At 51.7% G+C, this 15,383-nt stretch carries 15 protein-coding genes; 7 read left to right on the forward strand and 8 right to left on the reverse strand.

Going from position 1 to position 15,383, the window contains the following annotated elements:
- Positions 1-24: 24 nt before the first annotated feature.
- A complete protein-coding gene (gene htpX, locus BZG13_RS07380; RefSeq protein ID WP_077486146.1) occupies positions 25-903 on the reverse strand; it encodes a protease HtpX in 879 nt (292 codons plus the stop codon).
- A 496-nt stretch (positions 904-1,399) separates the two neighbouring features.
- Between htpX and BZG13_RS15355 the strand changes: the two genes are divergently transcribed.
- Positions 1,400-1,573: a hypothetical protein gene (locus BZG13_RS15355; RefSeq protein WP_176719660.1), complete on the forward strand. Its 174-nt coding sequence runs from the start codon at positions 1,400-1,402 to the stop codon at positions 1,571-1,573.
- An 84-nt stretch (positions 1,574-1,657) separates the two neighbouring features.
- Here the strand turns inward: BZG13_RS15355 and bioD are convergent, their stop codons facing one another.
- The 4 genes from bioD to bioB are packed head-to-tail and all read right to left on the reverse strand — an operon-like array spanning position 1,658 to position 5,389.
- Positions 1,658-2,332: a dethiobiotin synthase gene (gene bioD / locus BZG13_RS07385; RefSeq protein WP_077486147.1), complete on the reverse strand. Its 675-nt coding sequence runs from the start codon at positions 2,330-2,332 to the stop codon at positions 1,658-1,660.
- Positions 2,325-3,119: a malonyl-ACP O-methyltransferase BioC gene (gene bioC / locus BZG13_RS07390; RefSeq protein ID WP_077486148.1), complete on the reverse strand. Its 795-nt coding sequence runs from the start codon at positions 3,117-3,119 to the stop codon at positions 2,325-2,327. The genes bioD and bioC overlap by 8 nt, the downstream gene beginning before the upstream one ends.
- The gene (locus tag BZG13_RS07395) at positions 3,116-4,330 is read right to left on the reverse strand and encodes an aminotransferase class I/II-fold pyridoxal phosphate-dependent enzyme (RefSeq protein ID WP_077486149.1); all 1,215 of its coding nucleotides are present in this window, start codon (positions 4,328-4,330) and stop codon (positions 3,116-3,118) included. The genes bioC and BZG13_RS07395 overlap by 4 nt, the downstream gene beginning before the upstream one ends.
- A gap of 6 nt (positions 4,331-4,336) precedes the next feature.
- A complete protein-coding gene (gene bioB, locus BZG13_RS07400) occupies positions 4,337-5,389 on the reverse strand; it encodes a biotin synthase BioB (RefSeq protein ID WP_077486150.1) in 1,053 nt (350 codons plus the stop codon).
- A 108-nt stretch (positions 5,390-5,497) separates the two neighbouring features.
- Between bioB and bioA the strand changes: the two genes are divergently transcribed.
- Positions 5,498-6,772: an adenosylmethionine--8-amino-7-oxononanoate transaminase gene (gene bioA, locus BZG13_RS07405; protein ID WP_198935508.1), complete on the forward strand. Its 1,275-nt coding sequence runs from the start codon at positions 5,498-5,500 to the stop codon at positions 6,770-6,772.
- Positions 6,773-7,180: 408 nt separating this feature from the next.
- Here the strand turns inward: bioA and BZG13_RS07410 are convergent, their stop codons facing one another.
- Both BZG13_RS07410 and BZG13_RS07415 read right to left on the reverse strand, forming a co-directional pair.
- Positions 7,181-8,386 carry a multidrug effflux MFS transporter gene (locus BZG13_RS07410; protein ID WP_077486152.1) on the reverse strand — a complete coding sequence of 402 codons (1,206 nt, stop codon included), beginning with the start codon at positions 8,384-8,386 and terminating at the stop codon, positions 7,181-7,183.
- Positions 8,387-8,560: 174 nt separating this feature from the next.
- Complete coding sequence (locus BZG13_RS07415; RefSeq protein WP_077486153.1) at positions 8,561-9,358, reverse strand: MetQ/NlpA family ABC transporter substrate-binding protein; 798 nt, start codon at positions 9,356-9,358, stop codon at positions 8,561-8,563.
- Positions 9,359-9,513: 155 nt separating this feature from the next.
- On the opposite strand from BZG13_RS07415, the gene BZG13_RS07420 reads away from it, so the two are divergent.
- From BZG13_RS07420 to sstT, 4 genes are all read left to right on the forward strand, one after another.
- Positions 9,514-10,083, forward strand: coding sequence for an LON peptidase substrate-binding domain-containing protein (locus tag BZG13_RS07420; protein ID WP_077486154.1), 570 nt, complete (start codon positions 9,514-9,516; stop codon positions 10,081-10,083).
- A 63-nt stretch (positions 10,084-10,146) separates the two neighbouring features.
- Positions 10,147-10,779, forward strand: coding sequence for a sigma-70 family RNA polymerase sigma factor (locus tag BZG13_RS07425; RefSeq protein WP_069362720.1), 633 nt, complete (start codon positions 10,147-10,149; stop codon positions 10,777-10,779).
- Entirely contained in the window at positions 10,776-11,450 is a 675-nt protein-coding gene (locus BZG13_RS07430) for a ChrR family anti-sigma-E factor (protein ID WP_077486155.1), read from the forward strand. Before BZG13_RS07425 ends, BZG13_RS07430 begins: the two co-directional genes overlap by 4 nt.
- Before the next feature lie 306 nt (positions 11,451-11,756).
- Positions 11,757-12,974 (forward strand): serine/threonine transporter SstT, encoded by a 1,218-nt coding sequence (gene sstT, locus BZG13_RS07435; protein WP_069362718.1) that lies wholly within the window; start codon positions 11,757-11,759, stop codon positions 12,972-12,974.
- 138 nt (positions 12,975-13,112) lie between these two features.
- On the opposite strand, the gene mlc is transcribed toward sstT, so the two are convergent.
- The gene (gene mlc, locus BZG13_RS07440) at positions 13,113-14,327 is read right to left on the reverse strand and encodes a sugar metabolism global transcriptional regulator Mlc (RefSeq protein ID WP_077486156.1); all 1,215 of its coding nucleotides are present in this window, start codon (positions 14,325-14,327) and stop codon (positions 13,113-13,115) included.
- A gap of 264 nt (positions 14,328-14,591) precedes the next feature.
- On the opposite strand from mlc, the gene queE reads away from it, so the two are divergent.
- Entirely contained in the window at positions 14,592-15,257 is a 666-nt protein-coding gene (queE, locus tag BZG13_RS07445) for a 7-carboxy-7-deazaguanine synthase QueE (protein WP_077486157.1), read from the forward strand.
- Positions 15,258-15,383: the final 126 nt, after the last annotated feature.

Consider the following 15,383-nt stretch of genomic DNA (forward strand, 5'->3'; position numbering starts at 1 on the left):
TGATTCGACGTCAAGGCTATCTGGTTATAGATAGTCGCCACGACGCAAAGCATCGATACGTTTTTCTAGCGGTGGGTGAGTCATAAACATCTCACTCAGCGTTTTCTTACCGTTGATGCCAAATGCCATCATTGAGCCTTCCAGCTTCGGCTCATGGCTGACTTTCAAACGCTCCAGCGCGGCAATCATTTTCTGTTTGCCCACCAGCTGCGCCGAGCCTGCATCGGCGTGGAATTCGCGGTGACGACTAAACCACATGGTGAGAATACTCGCCAGAATACCAAACACGATTTCTAGCACGGAGGAAATCAGGAAGTACATCATCCAGTTGCCGCCACCTTCGCCTTCTTCGTCACTGTTCATACCGCTGACCGCACCGGCGATGACACGAGCAATAAAGATCACGAAGGTGTTCACCACCCCTTGCATCAAGGTCATGGTAACCATATCGCCATTGGCAATGTGGCTGATTTCGTGCGCCAACACGGCTTCGGCCTCATCACGGGTCATGTTTTGTAGTAACCCGCTTGAGACCGCGACGACCGAGTCATTGCGTTTTGCCCCAGTGGCAAAGGCGTTGATGTCAGGCGAGTTGTATACCGCCACGGTTGGCATACCAATACCAGCACGTTGAGCTTGCTGACTGACCGTATTCATTAGCCAGTGCTCGGTTTCGTTGCGTGGGTGCTCAATCACTTGTGCCCCCACCGAGCGTAATGCCATGGATTTTGACATTAGCAACGATATCAACGAGCCGCCAAAACCAAATACCGCTGCCAGTACCAGCAATCCAGATAAGCTGCCTGGTTGCATGCCTGTCACGGCATAAATGATATTCAGCACAATGCTAAATACGACCAGTACCGCAAGGTTGGTAGCAAGAAATAATCCTAAGCGTTTCATGGTGTGTCTCCGTCGCTTAAACCCAGTGTTTAGCGCTTATTTGTTGTAATGATAAAAATAGTATGGGCATTAATGATAAAAACAATCCTTTGATGCAATTTGTTACGAATAAATCCCAGTCGTCGCTTATGGCGCCCGCCCCATCCACTCTCTGCGCCGACCAGTTAGTGTGGCACGTTATTTCGATCTGATCTAAACAAATTGTGATACCGCGCAACCTTGTGTTTTTAACAATTTATTCAAATAGTTAACAATTAATGAGGCAGAAAAGCCCAACAAAAAAGACAAAAACCTGCCAATATAGACTTTGGTCGAGTTGTCATCGCGGTTTACTCAGGCTAATTTATGCGCAGCTGTTTAAAACTATGACGCTGATGCACTGCGTAAGACACCGAGTAATGGGCAGTCAGCGGTCATATCAAGCATTAAGTGTACAACCACCGTGAGTGGACAACCTAACCTTAACAACGCAACGCGTTATCAATGGAGTGAGACCATGGCAGAGCAAGAAAACTACCGAGTCGCTATCGACATCTTAACCTGTCATCTCGGCATGAGCTTCGATGAGGCCTGCTCAGAGCTTGGGTTAGCGTCGGATGACGCGTCAGCTGCACGCCAGATGGCCGAGGTTCAGCAAAGCCTAATGGGTGTGCAAGACGACCAAAAGTAATTGTCTACCCGAACTGCCTACCTAAATAGACAAAAAGCCAGCACAGCGCTGGCTTTTTTTGATCGCTATATTCCCACAATATGTTTACAACGGCGTAATATCTAAGTGGATCGCACATTGTGCTGGCGAAGCATCGGCAGCAAACGGCAAGTGCCCGAGACAAGGCGCATCTAAATGCGCATCCAGATAGCGCATCATTTCGTCACTGTGCTGCGCCTTGGGATCAACGGCGTTTGCGACCCATCCGGCTAATTCAAGCCCGCGGGCACGAATGGCCTCTGCAGTGAGCAAAGCATGGTTTAAACAGCCAAGTTTAATCCCCACTACCATGATCACTGGCAGTTGGTGGGCAACCACCCAATCGGCCAGCGTTTCAGTCTCACTCAGTGGCACTTGCCAGCCTCCAGCCCCTTCTACCAATACCGGGCGAGCCTGCTGTTTTAAATGCGCGAGCCCATCACTCAACATCTGGGTATCGATGGGCTTGTTGGCTAACACGGCCGCCCAGTGCGGCGAACACGGCGTTTCTAACAATACTGGGTTGATCGCGGCATACGGCAATGCAATCGCACTGGCGCGCTGTAAAGTGACAGCGTCACTATTTAGTTGGTAATCAGGCGCTAAATCGGCACCAGCGGCAACAGGCTTATAACCCACCGCTTGATAGCCCTTTGCGATAAAAGCGTGCAACAGCGCCGCCGTGGTATAGGTTTTTCCCACTTCGGTGTCGGTGCCGGTAATAAAGTAACTGTCATGCATGATGGTGAATCACTATGTAGCCAATTTGATAGGTCGCCGGTAAGGTGTTGGCGGCGAGTGTAAAACGCTGATACGCCTTTTCTACCGCGCTAAACTGCGCTCTTGTCGCCAGCCCTTGCTGCCCCGCCCCTTGCGGGCGATAGGTGGCACCAATGCCTTTTAAACTTTTCATCACCGCATGGGCATTGGCAAAGGTCAGCTGTTCGCTTTCTTGCAACACGGTTGCGTGCATCAGCCCGGCGCGTTGGGTCGCCTGCTGTAACTCTGAGAAGGAGATAAAGCGGTTCACTCGTGACGTGCCGCATGCTTGTTGCCATGCGCTGTCGAGCTCACACAAGGATCCGGTCAGCAGAGTCGAAACAAGGATTTGCCCGCCGGGTTTGACGACCCGACGCAGCTCCGCCAATGGCACATGCAAATCGTCGCACCATTGCAATGCTAACGAGCTAAATGCCAGATCGACACTGTTATCAGCCAGCGGCAAATGCTCCGCATCAGCTTGTACGCCTAGCATGGCATCGCCGCAGCGCGCTTTTGCCGTTGCAAGCATAGGGGCGCTGAGATCCAGTCCAATCACTGTCTTAGCGTAAATCATCCACTGCTGGGTGAAATAGCCGGTGCCACAGCCGACATCTAAAACGGTGCCGAGGCGGACAGCCTTTTGCTCTGACTCAGCCAATGCCATCAACCGCTGGCCGACACGGCGCTGCAGCGTCGCACTGTCGTCATAATGGGTCGCAGCTCGGCCAAACGCTCGAGCAATCGCTTGTTTATCGGCGACGGTCATGCTGTCACCCCACACGCTTTGTCGCTCGCTAATACCGGCTTCAGCGCCTCAATCAGTGCGGTGATATCTGTTTTTTGATGTTGCGCGGACAGGCTGATCCGCAGACGTGCGGTGTTGGCAGGCACAGTCGGTGGCCGAATCGCTCCTACTCGTATATGGGCTTTCATCAAAGCGTGATTCACCTGCTGTAACGCGGCCAAATCGCCGATAATCAGCGGCTTGATCGGGCTAGGCGTCGCAAGTAGTCGCGGTAAATGCTGCCGATTACCAGCGGGCGGTTCGAAAACAGACGTCGTCTCTAACCAATCGTGGAGCCCTTGCGCTAGCTGTTCAGCATGGGCGCTGAGTGTTTCTCGCCGCCAGTGCTCTGTTCGTGCCAGCCTAATCGCATCCTCAATGAGTGCCGCTTGCACCGGTGGCATAGCCGTCGAGTAGACATAATGGCGAGCGAACTGGCGTAAATAGTCAATGATGGTGGGAGAAGCCAACACTGCCGCGCCGGCGACGCCCAGGGCTTTTCCAAACGTCACGATTAAAATATCCGGCCGCGCGCCACGACTGATACTGCCCTCGCCTTCTTGCCCTAACACGCCAATCCCATGCGCGTCATCCAGAGCCCAGAGCGCCCCCGATTGGTTGGCCATCGCGGCAAGGCTTTCGGTTGGCGATACATCACCATCCATGCTAAATACCCCTTCCGAGACAATCAGCGATGCGGAAGGCTGGGTTTGCTTCGCGAGCAGTTGGCGAAGGTGTGCCATGTCGTTATGACGAAAGCGCCGCTGGGTGGCAGGGCTCAATACGCCAGCCTCAATCAAAGAGGCGTGGTTGAGTTTATCTTGAAACAAGGCATCGTCTTTACCTAACAGCGTAAACAGCAACGCCTGATTGGCGGCAAAACCACTGTTAAACAGTATCGCTTGCGGGTAACCGAGCCAGTCACACAGCTGATCACAAAGGGATTGATGCGCCGCGGTAAAACCGGATACCACCGGCGAGGCCGTTGCACCCACACCCCAGCGTTCAAGGTGCTGCTGCGCCTTTTTGACCAGACGCGGCTCTTGCGCGAGGCCTAAGTAATCATTACCGGCAAAGTTGCGCCATGACTCGGCGACGGCATTGTCACCACTTTGCCGCCATAAGCCTTGTTGCTGGCGTGCAGCCAGTTCGTCCTGATAACGACGGGTCAGCGCTGATGTTGCTTCAGTCATAGAGATTTAGATGCTGGCATCGTAGAACAAATCGCCTTCTTGCGGGCGCGATGCCACTCGCTCAGCCACTTGCTCAAGTAAGTCGTGCTCAGTGACTTGATCGGGCTTTTGGCTGACCGCTTCGCGATTGATACCCAGCTTTTTAAATAGCTGCATGTCCGCGTCTTCGTCTGGGTTTGGTGTGGTCAACAGCTTACAACCGTAGAATATCGAGTTGGCGCCCGCCATAAAGCACAAGGTTTGCATTTGCTCGTTCATGTCTTCGCGTCCGGCAGACAGCCGCACTGCCGATTTGGGCATCATGATCCGCGCCACCGCGATAATGCGGACGAAATCGAACGGGTCGACGTCATCGACGTTCTCAAGCGGTGTGCCTTTCACTTTAACCAGCATGTTGATCGGCACGCTTTCTGGGTGCGCGGGCATATTGGCCAGCTCAACCAACAAACCTGCGCGATCGCGGGCACTTTCGCCCAGGCCAATAATGCCGCCAGAACACACCTTCATTCCCGCGTCTCGCACATTAGATAAGGTATCGAGGCGTTCTTGATATGTCCGCGTGGTAATAATGTTGCCGTAAAACTCGGGCGAGGTATCGAGATTGTGGTTGTAGTAATCCAAACCCGCCTCCGACAAGGTTTTGGCTTGCTCGGCATCCAACATGCCCAGTGTCATGCAGGTTTCCAGCCCTAATTCTTTCACGCCTTGGATCATATCGAGCAAATACGGCATATCGCGTTGCTTGGGGTTTTTCCAGGCGGCCCCCATGCAAAAGCGCGTCGCGCCTGAGGCTTTGGCTTTTTCTGCCGCTTCGAGCACGCGTTCCACTTCCATTAAGCGCTCTTTTTCAACATCGGTGCGATACCGCGCACTTTGCGGGCAATATTTGCAATCTTCTGGACACGCGCCGGTTTTGATCGATAACAGCGTGCTGACTTGCACTTGGTTGGCAGGATGATATTCACGATGCACCTGCTGCGCTTCAAACAGCAAATCCATGAAGGGTTTATCGAACAATGCTTGCACTTCCTGTGCGGTCCAGTTGTGTCTTATTTCCACGCGGTTTTCCCCGTTGTTGTCGTTTTAATGCTTGGCTAGTCTACCCACAGACGTTAACCTGTCAACACAACAAGATTACACTGGTTTACATCTGATTTATTTATGACCATAAACACCCATTTTGACCGTGAACATATCTGGCACCCCTACACTTCAACGCTCGACCCTTTGCCTTGCTTACCTGTCTCACACGCAAGCGGCGCCGAGCTATATCTTGAGGACGGCACCGCTTTGATTGATGGCATGTCGTCATGGTGGGCAGCCATTCACGGCTACAACCACCCTGCTTTGAACGCCGCAGCGCATCAGCAAATCGATAAAATGTCGCATGTGATGTTTGGCGGCCTCACCCACCAGCCCGCGGTATCGCTTTGCGAGCGCTTAGTCACGCATTCACCCGCCCCGCTCACGCAAGTGTTTTTGGCCGATTCAGGATCTGTGTCGGTAGAAGTGGCGCTTAAAATGGCGATGCAATATTGGCAGGGACGCGGCGAGTCGCGCGCACAGTTTTTGACCTTGCGTCATGGCTATCATGGCGACACGTTCGCCGCCATGTCGGTGACGGACCCTGATAATTCGATGCACAAACTCTACAAAGGTTTTTTGCCCCAGCATCATTTTGAGCCCTCCCCACAAAGCCGCTTTGACGGTGAGTGGAACCCTAACGACATACACCCTATGCGCGACGCACTCGCCACCCACCATGGCCAACTGGCCGCGGTGATCTTAGAGCCCATCGTGCAAGGCGCAGGTGGAATGCGCTTTTATCATCCCGAATACCTGCGTCAAGTGCGCGCTCTGTGCGATGAATTTGATGTACTGCTGATTGTGGATGAAATCGCCACCGGATTTGGCCGAACAGGAAAACTATTTGCTTGCGACCACGCGGGGATCAGCCCAGATATACTCTGCGTCGGTAAAGCATTGACTGGTGGCTACATGACCTTGGCCGCCACGCTCACCACCCGCCATGTGGCTGATACCGTCTGCAGCGGTGATGCAGGCTGTTTTATGCACGGTCCCACCTTTATGGGCAACCCACTCGCCTGTGCCGTGGCCTGCGCCAGCATTGATACCTTGCTAGAAAGTGACTGGCCGCAGACGGTCGCGCACATCGAGCAGCAGCTGAAAACTGGCTTAGCGCCTGCTCGCGCGTTGGAATCTGTGGCGGACGTGCGTGTGCTTGGCGCAATTGGCGTGATAGAGCTGACCAAACCGGTGAACCTGGCCGATATTCAGCCCTTGATGACCGCCCAAGGCATTTGGGTTCGCCCGTTCGGCAAACTGGTGTATGTGATGCCACCTTATTGCATCCGCGACGACCAACTTCATCAACTCACTCAAGGCATGATCACCGCAATTAAGCAGTTTTTTGGTGAGTAGATAGGGCGTCAGTCACGATCGTATTGAAGTTAACCATCGATGTCGGAGGCGCCGTGCAACGGGCGCGCCACTTACATCGAGTCATGAGGGTCTCATCGCATTAGCGCTTGTCCGACCTACGCGTACTTTAACGCCGATGGTGCCATTGGCGTAGGTGACACAAGCCCCGGTAATATGTCAACCACTATGCACTATGTCGCCTGGGCGCCTGTCACGATCGATGCCGAATTTAACCCCGATGTCGGAGGCGCGCCACTTACATCGAGTCATGAGGGTCACATCGCACTAGCGCTTGTCCGACCTACGATTGATTCAAGATCTTGAATACAGAGCGCTTCGCTTCTAGCGGCTAGAAACTAAAAGAGCAGCTCGTATTCGTATTGGGGCTCTTGCTCTTTCTGTATTCCGTCAGATGGTGCCATTGGCGACGTTGACTTTTGGGGCGGCAAAACCGCGGAAAATATTGTGAACAGAAAGCAGCGCAAATACGCCCACCACTATACCAAGGTGCCAGGCTTCGCTAACGCCCAAACCCAATAGCGCCATACTCATCAACGCAGAAATAATCATCTGTCCGCCACCGGAGAGCGCAGCGACGGTGCCGGCTTGGTTAGAGTAAGGCTGCATCACCTGCGACTGGGCGCACGGCAGCGCAATCCCGTTGCCAAATACCATAAAGAACTGCCCGATCATCAGCAATAAAGGGTCCATCGGAGTCAGCCATAACCAAACCGCAGAGATGAGCTGCATCATCGGTGCCATCAGTAGCATGCGCTTAGTACCCAAACGCGGGCGAATGCGCGACACTAGCGTACTACCTAGCAATAAGCCACACGTGGGAATAAGCGCCCACAGCGCATATTGATCCGAGGTCATCCCGATGCGCTCTTGCATTAAAAACGGCATCAGCGACACCGTGGTGATCACCAAGGTAAAGTTCAGCCAGCTAATACTGGCGAAATAGAGAAAGTATGGTGTTTTTAGCAGTGCGCCATAACGGCCAAGTATCACCTTCACATTGGGCAAGGGTGAACGCGCGTGCATGCTCTCTTTGAACAGAAAAAACAGCACGCACCACACCAAGCTGGTGTACACCATCAGCAAAATAAAGATCGCCAGCCAGCCTAGATTGTGGTTAACGAACCCGCCAATAACGGGCGCCACGATGGGCGTGAACGACGCCACCATAATCAAATACGACATCGCTTGCGGCAGTTGATCCCCCGAATACGAGTCACGCGTAAAGGCGCGTGAGAGCACGGCACAGCAGCCGGTTCCCATTCCTTGAATACAGCGGCCAATGACCAACCCCGTGAAACTGGCGCTAAAGCTCACCATCACGGTTAAACCAATCAAAGAGAGTAATACACCGGCTAACAATACACGGCGACGACCAAGCGCATCTGAGATAGGCCCATAGATAAACTGTGATGGCCCGAACCCGAGTAGATAGGCAGAGATCAGTAGCTGGACATTGTCCATACTGAGGTTGAAATCACGAGCTATCCAGGGCAAAGACGGGAATACTAAGCCCATGCTGAATTGCCCAATGCTGACGGTCAGGCATGCCAGCAATACGGGCGACCAATTAAATGGGCGACTAGCCGATTGCATCCAATTTCCTATGCGTTTTAGTGATGTGGGGAGGTAGATCTCGCGACCCTAACACAGTGTGGATCAGCGAATCGCTACCATGGTAGCAGCAATAACTGTATGAGTGGTAAACAAATAGTGCCGTTTGGCTATCGGCCAGCATTGCACTGACCGATTATATGGGGTGACGGTGATTTAGAATGCTGGCTCTATGGTGCCATTGAAGGTGTCTTGCAAAAATTGACGTGTTTTGTCGGACTGGAATAACGCGAGTAATCGCTGATACGTCGGGTTATCTTGGTCGTCTTTGCGCGCGGCCACTACCATCACCGCGAGAGGCGCATTTTTGGATTCCAAGAAAATGCCCTGCTCGCTCGGATCAAGCCCTGATGACATCACATAGTTCATAGTGATCGCCGCGGCATCGACATCTTGTAAGCTGCGCGGCAGTTGTGCGGCCTCGACTTCAACAAATTCGAGCTGTTTAGGGTTGGATTGAACGTCCTGAAGCGTGGCTTTAAAGCCAACATTGTCAGCCAAAGTAATCAAACCTGCGTCTTCCAGCAATAACAGCGCGCGACCGGCATTAGTGGGATCATTGGGGATCGCAATTTGTGCGCCATTTGCTAACGCCTCAATATTGTCGACTTTGTCAGAATAAACCCCCATCCGCATTAAGATCGAACGACCAACCGATACTAACTCGCTATCGTGGTTTTGGTTAAAATTATCAAGAAACGGCTGATGCTGATAACTGTTTAAATCCAAGCTGCCATCCGCTAAGCCTGCATTAGGCGAGATATAGTCGGAGAACTCCACGACCTCAACATCAATCCCCTCCTCTTTCGCTTGCTTAGCCACCGACTCAACCACTTGCGCGTGGGGACCTACCGTCGCGCCAATTTTAATCGTTTCATTCTCCTCAGCGCATCCTGAGAGCAATACCGCGACGAGCAGTGACGCGAGACTGACACCAAGTTGTTTTATCTTCATTCCCTTTACCTTTCTTATTGGCCGTTTAGACATCCAGAATGCCACAGCAGCAATCAATGTCAATATGATTAGCGCCATCCAAAGCCTATCTTGATCGCATGCGCCCCACGACGCGTAGTGGGGAGCATGTTGAATCAATAGAAGGAGGCATCAGTATGACTAAGCTGTTTCCTTTGCCCCTGTTTTTGCTACCGGGTGGCAGGGCAAAACTGCGCATTTTTGAACCCCGCTATTTACGCCTCGTCCGAGAGTGCTCTGCAAACCAAGAGGGGTTCGTGCTGGCAATGATGCAGGGAAAACGCCTGTACAAATACGGCACACTGGTCGACATTGTCGATTTTGAAACACTCCCTGACGGCTTATTGGGGATTACGATCGCCGGCCGTCAACGTGTGGAAATTCTATCGACCGATCAAGACGCCGATAAGTTGTGGGTGGGTGACATACGGGCTCTCAATGATTGGCCTCATGATGAGTATTTGGATGATGACCAAGCCGACGATAAAGCGCATATTGCAGCCGGGCTAAAACATGTCTTTGCGGCCCATCCTGAGCACGCAGAGCAATATGAGGCGGCCCCTTTCGACGACTTAACTTGGAGCTGTCAGCGTTGGCTGGAGATATTGCCGCTTTCTAATGCGCAAAAACAATGGTTTATAGCGCAAGAATCGGCAGAAGAAGCGAAACAATTCATCAGTCAGCTTCTTGAAGAGGAAGTCGAGTGATCCAATCACTGCTACTCACGTACTGGTAGCCAAATGGACGGCTACGACAGATAGGACTCAACTATGACTGCGCCACAAACCATGTATACTGAGACCACCATTTCCAGACGGGACACGCGTGCCAACATGACTGACGTGACGAAGGAAGAGTTGTCTGCATTATTATTAAAAGTCTCGGAGAAGCGCGACCGCGCCGCTTTTGAACGTCTTTTCCGGTTTTTTGGTCCCAAGATCCGCTCGTACGGTGCCAAGCACCTTCGCGCTGACGGCCAGGCGATGGAATTGGTACAAGAAACCATGTTAGTGGTGTGGCGCAAAGCCCACTTGTATAACTCGGACAAAGGCGCAGCGACCACGTGGGTGTTCACCATTATGCGTAATATTAGCTTTGATATGTTGCGTAAGGTGCAATCGAACCGGGAAGACAATTTCAGTGATGATATTTGGCCCGTGCTCGAATCCGGCCAGCAGGACAATGAATCGGATGCGGGTGCGCAATATATGATGGATCAAGAGTTGCTGTCGTTCATTGATGAGTTACCCGACGTGCAACAACAAGTGGTAAGAGGCGTTTATCTGAAACAGCTTACCCATCAAGAGTTGTCAGAACAGTTGAACGTGCCGCTGGGCACCGTAAAATCCCGATTGCGTTTAGGTCTGGAAAAGCTCCGCAATCACCTGGAGGTAAAACAATGATTAAATATCACCCATCGACCGATTTACTCGATGCGTTTGCAGCTGGCAAACTGCCCACCTCGATGGCGATTGCGTTGTCAGCGCATGTTGAGCTTTGCCAGGAATGCCAAGCATATGTCGCCGCTGCAGAAGCTTCGCTTGCACAGACCGTGTTCGACGAGGAAGAAACGGCCGCTACTGATTGGGATTGTGCGGCTGAAGACGAAATGCTTGCTGCCATTTTCGAAGATACGGCCGCCAATGATGGTGCCGTCGATGCACAGGCGCCCGTCCGTGCAACACAAATAAGTGTCAGTGACAAAACCTACACACTGCCACGCGCGCTACAACGCTTTAGTGATTCCAACTGGTCATCATTTGGCAAAGTGCAGCGCGCTCGATTGAACCTTGATGAAGGAGCGACACGTGCCAGTTTCCTTCATATTGATGAAGGCGGCTCGGTGCCAGCGCACACCCACAAAGGTTATGAATTAACACTGCTGCTTGACGGTACCTTCGAAGATGAAAGCGGTGAATACGTCCCGGGCGATTTTATCTTGCTCGATAGTCGTCATCACCATACGCCATTCACCCAACAAGGCTGCCTATGCTACACGGTTGCGAATGCGCCGCTCTATTTCACTAAAGGCGTAAGCAAACTACTCAATACCGTGGGACATGCGATTTACTAAAAATTTCTGTGTTAGTTGTTATCCTTCTGGCGGCTGCGAAGCCGCCTTTTTTTATGCTAAAGAGGCAACAGAATGCATGCATTTACTCGGCGAAGCTCCCCGTTATCATCATTAATCTCGCAGCGATAACAGAATAATTACACCTGGTAAACCTTTACTTAATGACAACTCTCCGCCCCAGCCCTACATAACTAGTGCAAAGTAGTAATTTTCTCTTTACATCAGGTGAATCAAACTGGTTTAATTCGTCACTTCTAACGATTCATTAACAGCCATTGATAATAAACACAGTGAAGTGAGAGTCACATGAGTCAAACACAACTCGCCAGTGTCAGCCGAGGCAACTCGTTGGTACTTCAAATCCTTGTCGGTATTCTTGCCGGCGGTGTCCTTGCATACCTGTCTCCTGAGTGGGCAGCGAATGCAGGACTGTTCGGACAACTCTTCGTCAGCGCGTTGAAAGCCGTCGCCCCCATTTTGGTCTTCGTTTTAGTGGCAGCTTCCATTGCTAACCAAAAGCAAGGACAGCGCGCCAACATGCGTCCCATTATTGGTCTATATCTTGTCGGTACGCTGGCTGCCTCACTGACGGCAGTCACCATGAGTTTCTTATTCCCAACAACCTTGGAATTTGCCACCACAGATGCCAGCATCACCCCACCAGAAGGGATTGGCCAGGTATTGAGCACCTTGCTTTTCAATATCGTGGACAATCCAGTCAGTGCATTGATGAACGGTAACTACATCGGGATCCTCGCTTGGGCGATCGGTTTGGGGATTGCTTTGCACCACGCATCAAATGAAACCAAGCGCGTATTTTCCGACGTGTCAGAAGGCGTGTCGATGATCGTGCGCTTTGTGATCCGTTTTGCGCCTTTGGGTATCTTCGGTTTGGTCGCCAGCACACTGGCTAAAAGTGGCTTTGATGCCCTAGCAGGTTATATGCACCTTCTCGGTGTGCTATTGGGTAGCATGTTCACCATCGCATTGGTGGTTAACCCAGCGATTGTGTACTTCAAAACAGGTCAAAACCCCTACCCACTGGTTTTAAAATGCCTACGTGAAAGTGGCATAACCGCCTTCTTTACCCGTAGTTCAGCCGCTAACATCCCGGTGAATATGCAACTGTGCCGCCGTCTTGAGTTGGATGAAGACACCTACTCGGTTTCGATTCCACTGGGTGCAACCATTAACATGGGCGGTGCGGCGATCACCATTACCGTATTGACGCTGGCAGCAGTTCACACTTTGGGTATTGAGGTGGATATCGCCACCGCGGTGCTACTGAGTATTGTCGCGGCAGTATCAGCCTGTGGTGCATCTGGTGTGGCCGGCGGCTCATTGCTGTTGATCCCACTGGCCTGTAACTTGTTCGGGATCCCACAAGAGATTGCCATGCAGGTGGTAGGGATTGGCTTTACCATTGGCGTCTTGCAAGATTCCGCGGAAACCGGCCTCAACAGCTCAACCGATGTGGTATTTACCGCAGCCGCTTGCATGGCTGAAGAAAGAAAAAATAGTTAACGTCGCTATTTAAAGAAACACTTTCACAAAAGCAGGTGCGAATCACCTGCTTTTTTTATCTCTGATAGACAGGACAAAGCCATCATTCAGGTTAGTTTTTCAGCGTTGCCAGGCGTCATAGCACTGAAACGACGACCCCTATCCTTCCAGCACTTTCATCAGCAAATTGCCATCGTACATGGCTTGTTTGACCATCGCTGCGCCAGGCATGGTGGCTTGGGTATAAAAATAGCTCTCTTCCAACAACAGGTGCTTACTATATAACGGGATGGTTTGGGTCTTTAAACACTCCATAATCGCGGGATAAAGCACGCTCTTGGCACGATTAAACTCTCCGCCAAAGAGTATTTTTTCTGGATTGAATAAATTCACTACAATCGCGATAGCCGTACCCAGGTGATGCCCCAACTCAGTGATCACCTGATGCGCGAGCCCATCGCCTGCCACCGCCGCGTCGCAAATGCCGTCTATGGTTAATGGTTGACACTGTAACTGGCTCGCGTGCCCCTCATCCAGTAGCGTCTGTACCTGTTCATACACGGCAGAGAGACTGGCGACCGTCTCAAGGCAACCATAGTTACCGCAAAAACAGCGTTTGCCGAAAGGCTTAATCTGGATGTGGCCCAACTCGCCCACATTGCCAATACGCCCTTGAAGGACTTTACCCTCGAGTATGATGCCGGCACCGACCCCATTATGAACAGCCACCAACACTGCACTATCGGATTCTTTCGCGTTGCCAAATAACTTCTCTGCCAACGCCCACGAGCGCGTATCGTTACCGACAAATACTGGCAGCCCCGTCTCACGGTGTAACACTGGCCCCAGCGGCATATGATCAACCTCAAAGTACGGCATCTGGATCACTGTGCCTTGCGCGCTGTTCACCAATCCAGGGAGCGAGACCGCAATACTGGTCACGCGATCGACCGTCTCTTGGTGGCGTGAGAAAAAGGCTTTTACGTATTCAACCACCGTGGAAAGCAAGGCATCCTGCGCCATGACATCAATTTCATGGCGTTCTTGAATAAGGATTTCACTACTCAGTGAGTGCAGTGCCATGGTGAGATAACCACGCCCTAGTCGCATGGATAAGAATTGCCAGCCCTCATTGTCCAGCACCAAGCCGACAGCGGGCCGGCCACGCATGCTGGTACCCTGTATTTGTGTTTCTTTGACCAAGTGCGCGTCCATCAACTCTCGAACAATTTTGGTAATACTGGCGGGTGCTAATTGACTGCGTTTCGACAGTTCGATCCGAGAAATCGGGGCAAAACGGTCGATTAAATTATAAATCGTGCCCGCATTTTTACGCTTAATGTGGTCGATATGTCCCGGCTGCCCAATAATCATGCCTTGTCCTATAACTGCTTGGCTATGGTGATACCCCTGATATCACCTATCTCCGTGAATTTTTTTACTTCGCGAACTAATTGTGAAGCAGCAAGCTGCTACCCCGTGATGTGGGTCACTTTAGATCGATGAAATCGCGTACAAACTCACAAAACCCGCTTAAACAGTAACGCTGTTCAAAGGCTAATCACGCGTGAAAAAACAAGATCTCAGCCGTATTCATTGGCATAATGTGGCGCTTTACATCGACCGCTACCAACCATCATGTACCGAGTTAACGAAATATTTGAAACCATTCAGGGCGAAGGCACGTTTACAGGGGTTCCCTCTGTCTTTGTTCGCTTGCAAGGTTGTCCTGTCGGTTGCGCCTGGTGCGATACCAAGCAAACTTGGGAAACCGATGAAAAAGATCGGAAAGATAAGATTTTCATCATTGATAAGTCTGAAGACTCTCCCGCTTGGTGCTGGCTCAGCGCTGATGCGATTACCGCCGACATTCTAAGCCGCTATCACGCGCGTCATATTGTGATTACCGGTGGTGAGCCTTGCCTTTACGATTTAAAACCGTTAACCCATGCGCTAGAAGCCGCTGGCTGCCAATGCCAAATAGAAACGAGTGGTACTTATCCGATTGAAGCGTCGGCTAATACCTGGGTCACTGTGTCTCCGAAAATCAATATGCGAGGGAAGTTGCCAGTGCTGAAAGAGGCAATGGCGCGGGCAAATGAAGTGAAACACCCGGTCGGAACAGAGAAAGATATTGATCAGCTTGATGCGCTACTCACCACCTGCCCGCCGCCTGATACGGCGACCATTGCGTTACAGCCCGTGAGTCAAAAAACGCGCGCGACCCAGCTGTGCATTGATACCTGCATTCAGCGAGGCTGGCGGCTATCGATACAAACACATAAGTATCTGGCGATTGCCTGAGCATCGATGGTAAACACCCCTCTCATCATGACCGCACACCGGACGCGCTATACGGCGTTCTAGCGCGACCAAGGTGCCGCACGCTAACCAAGTATCACACTTGATATGGAGAGCAACGGCCTAGGT

This window comes from Salinivibrio sp. ML323 (assembly GCF_001995745.1).
GTDB lineage: Bacteria > Pseudomonadota > Gammaproteobacteria > Enterobacterales > Vibrionaceae > Salinivibrio > Salinivibrio kushneri.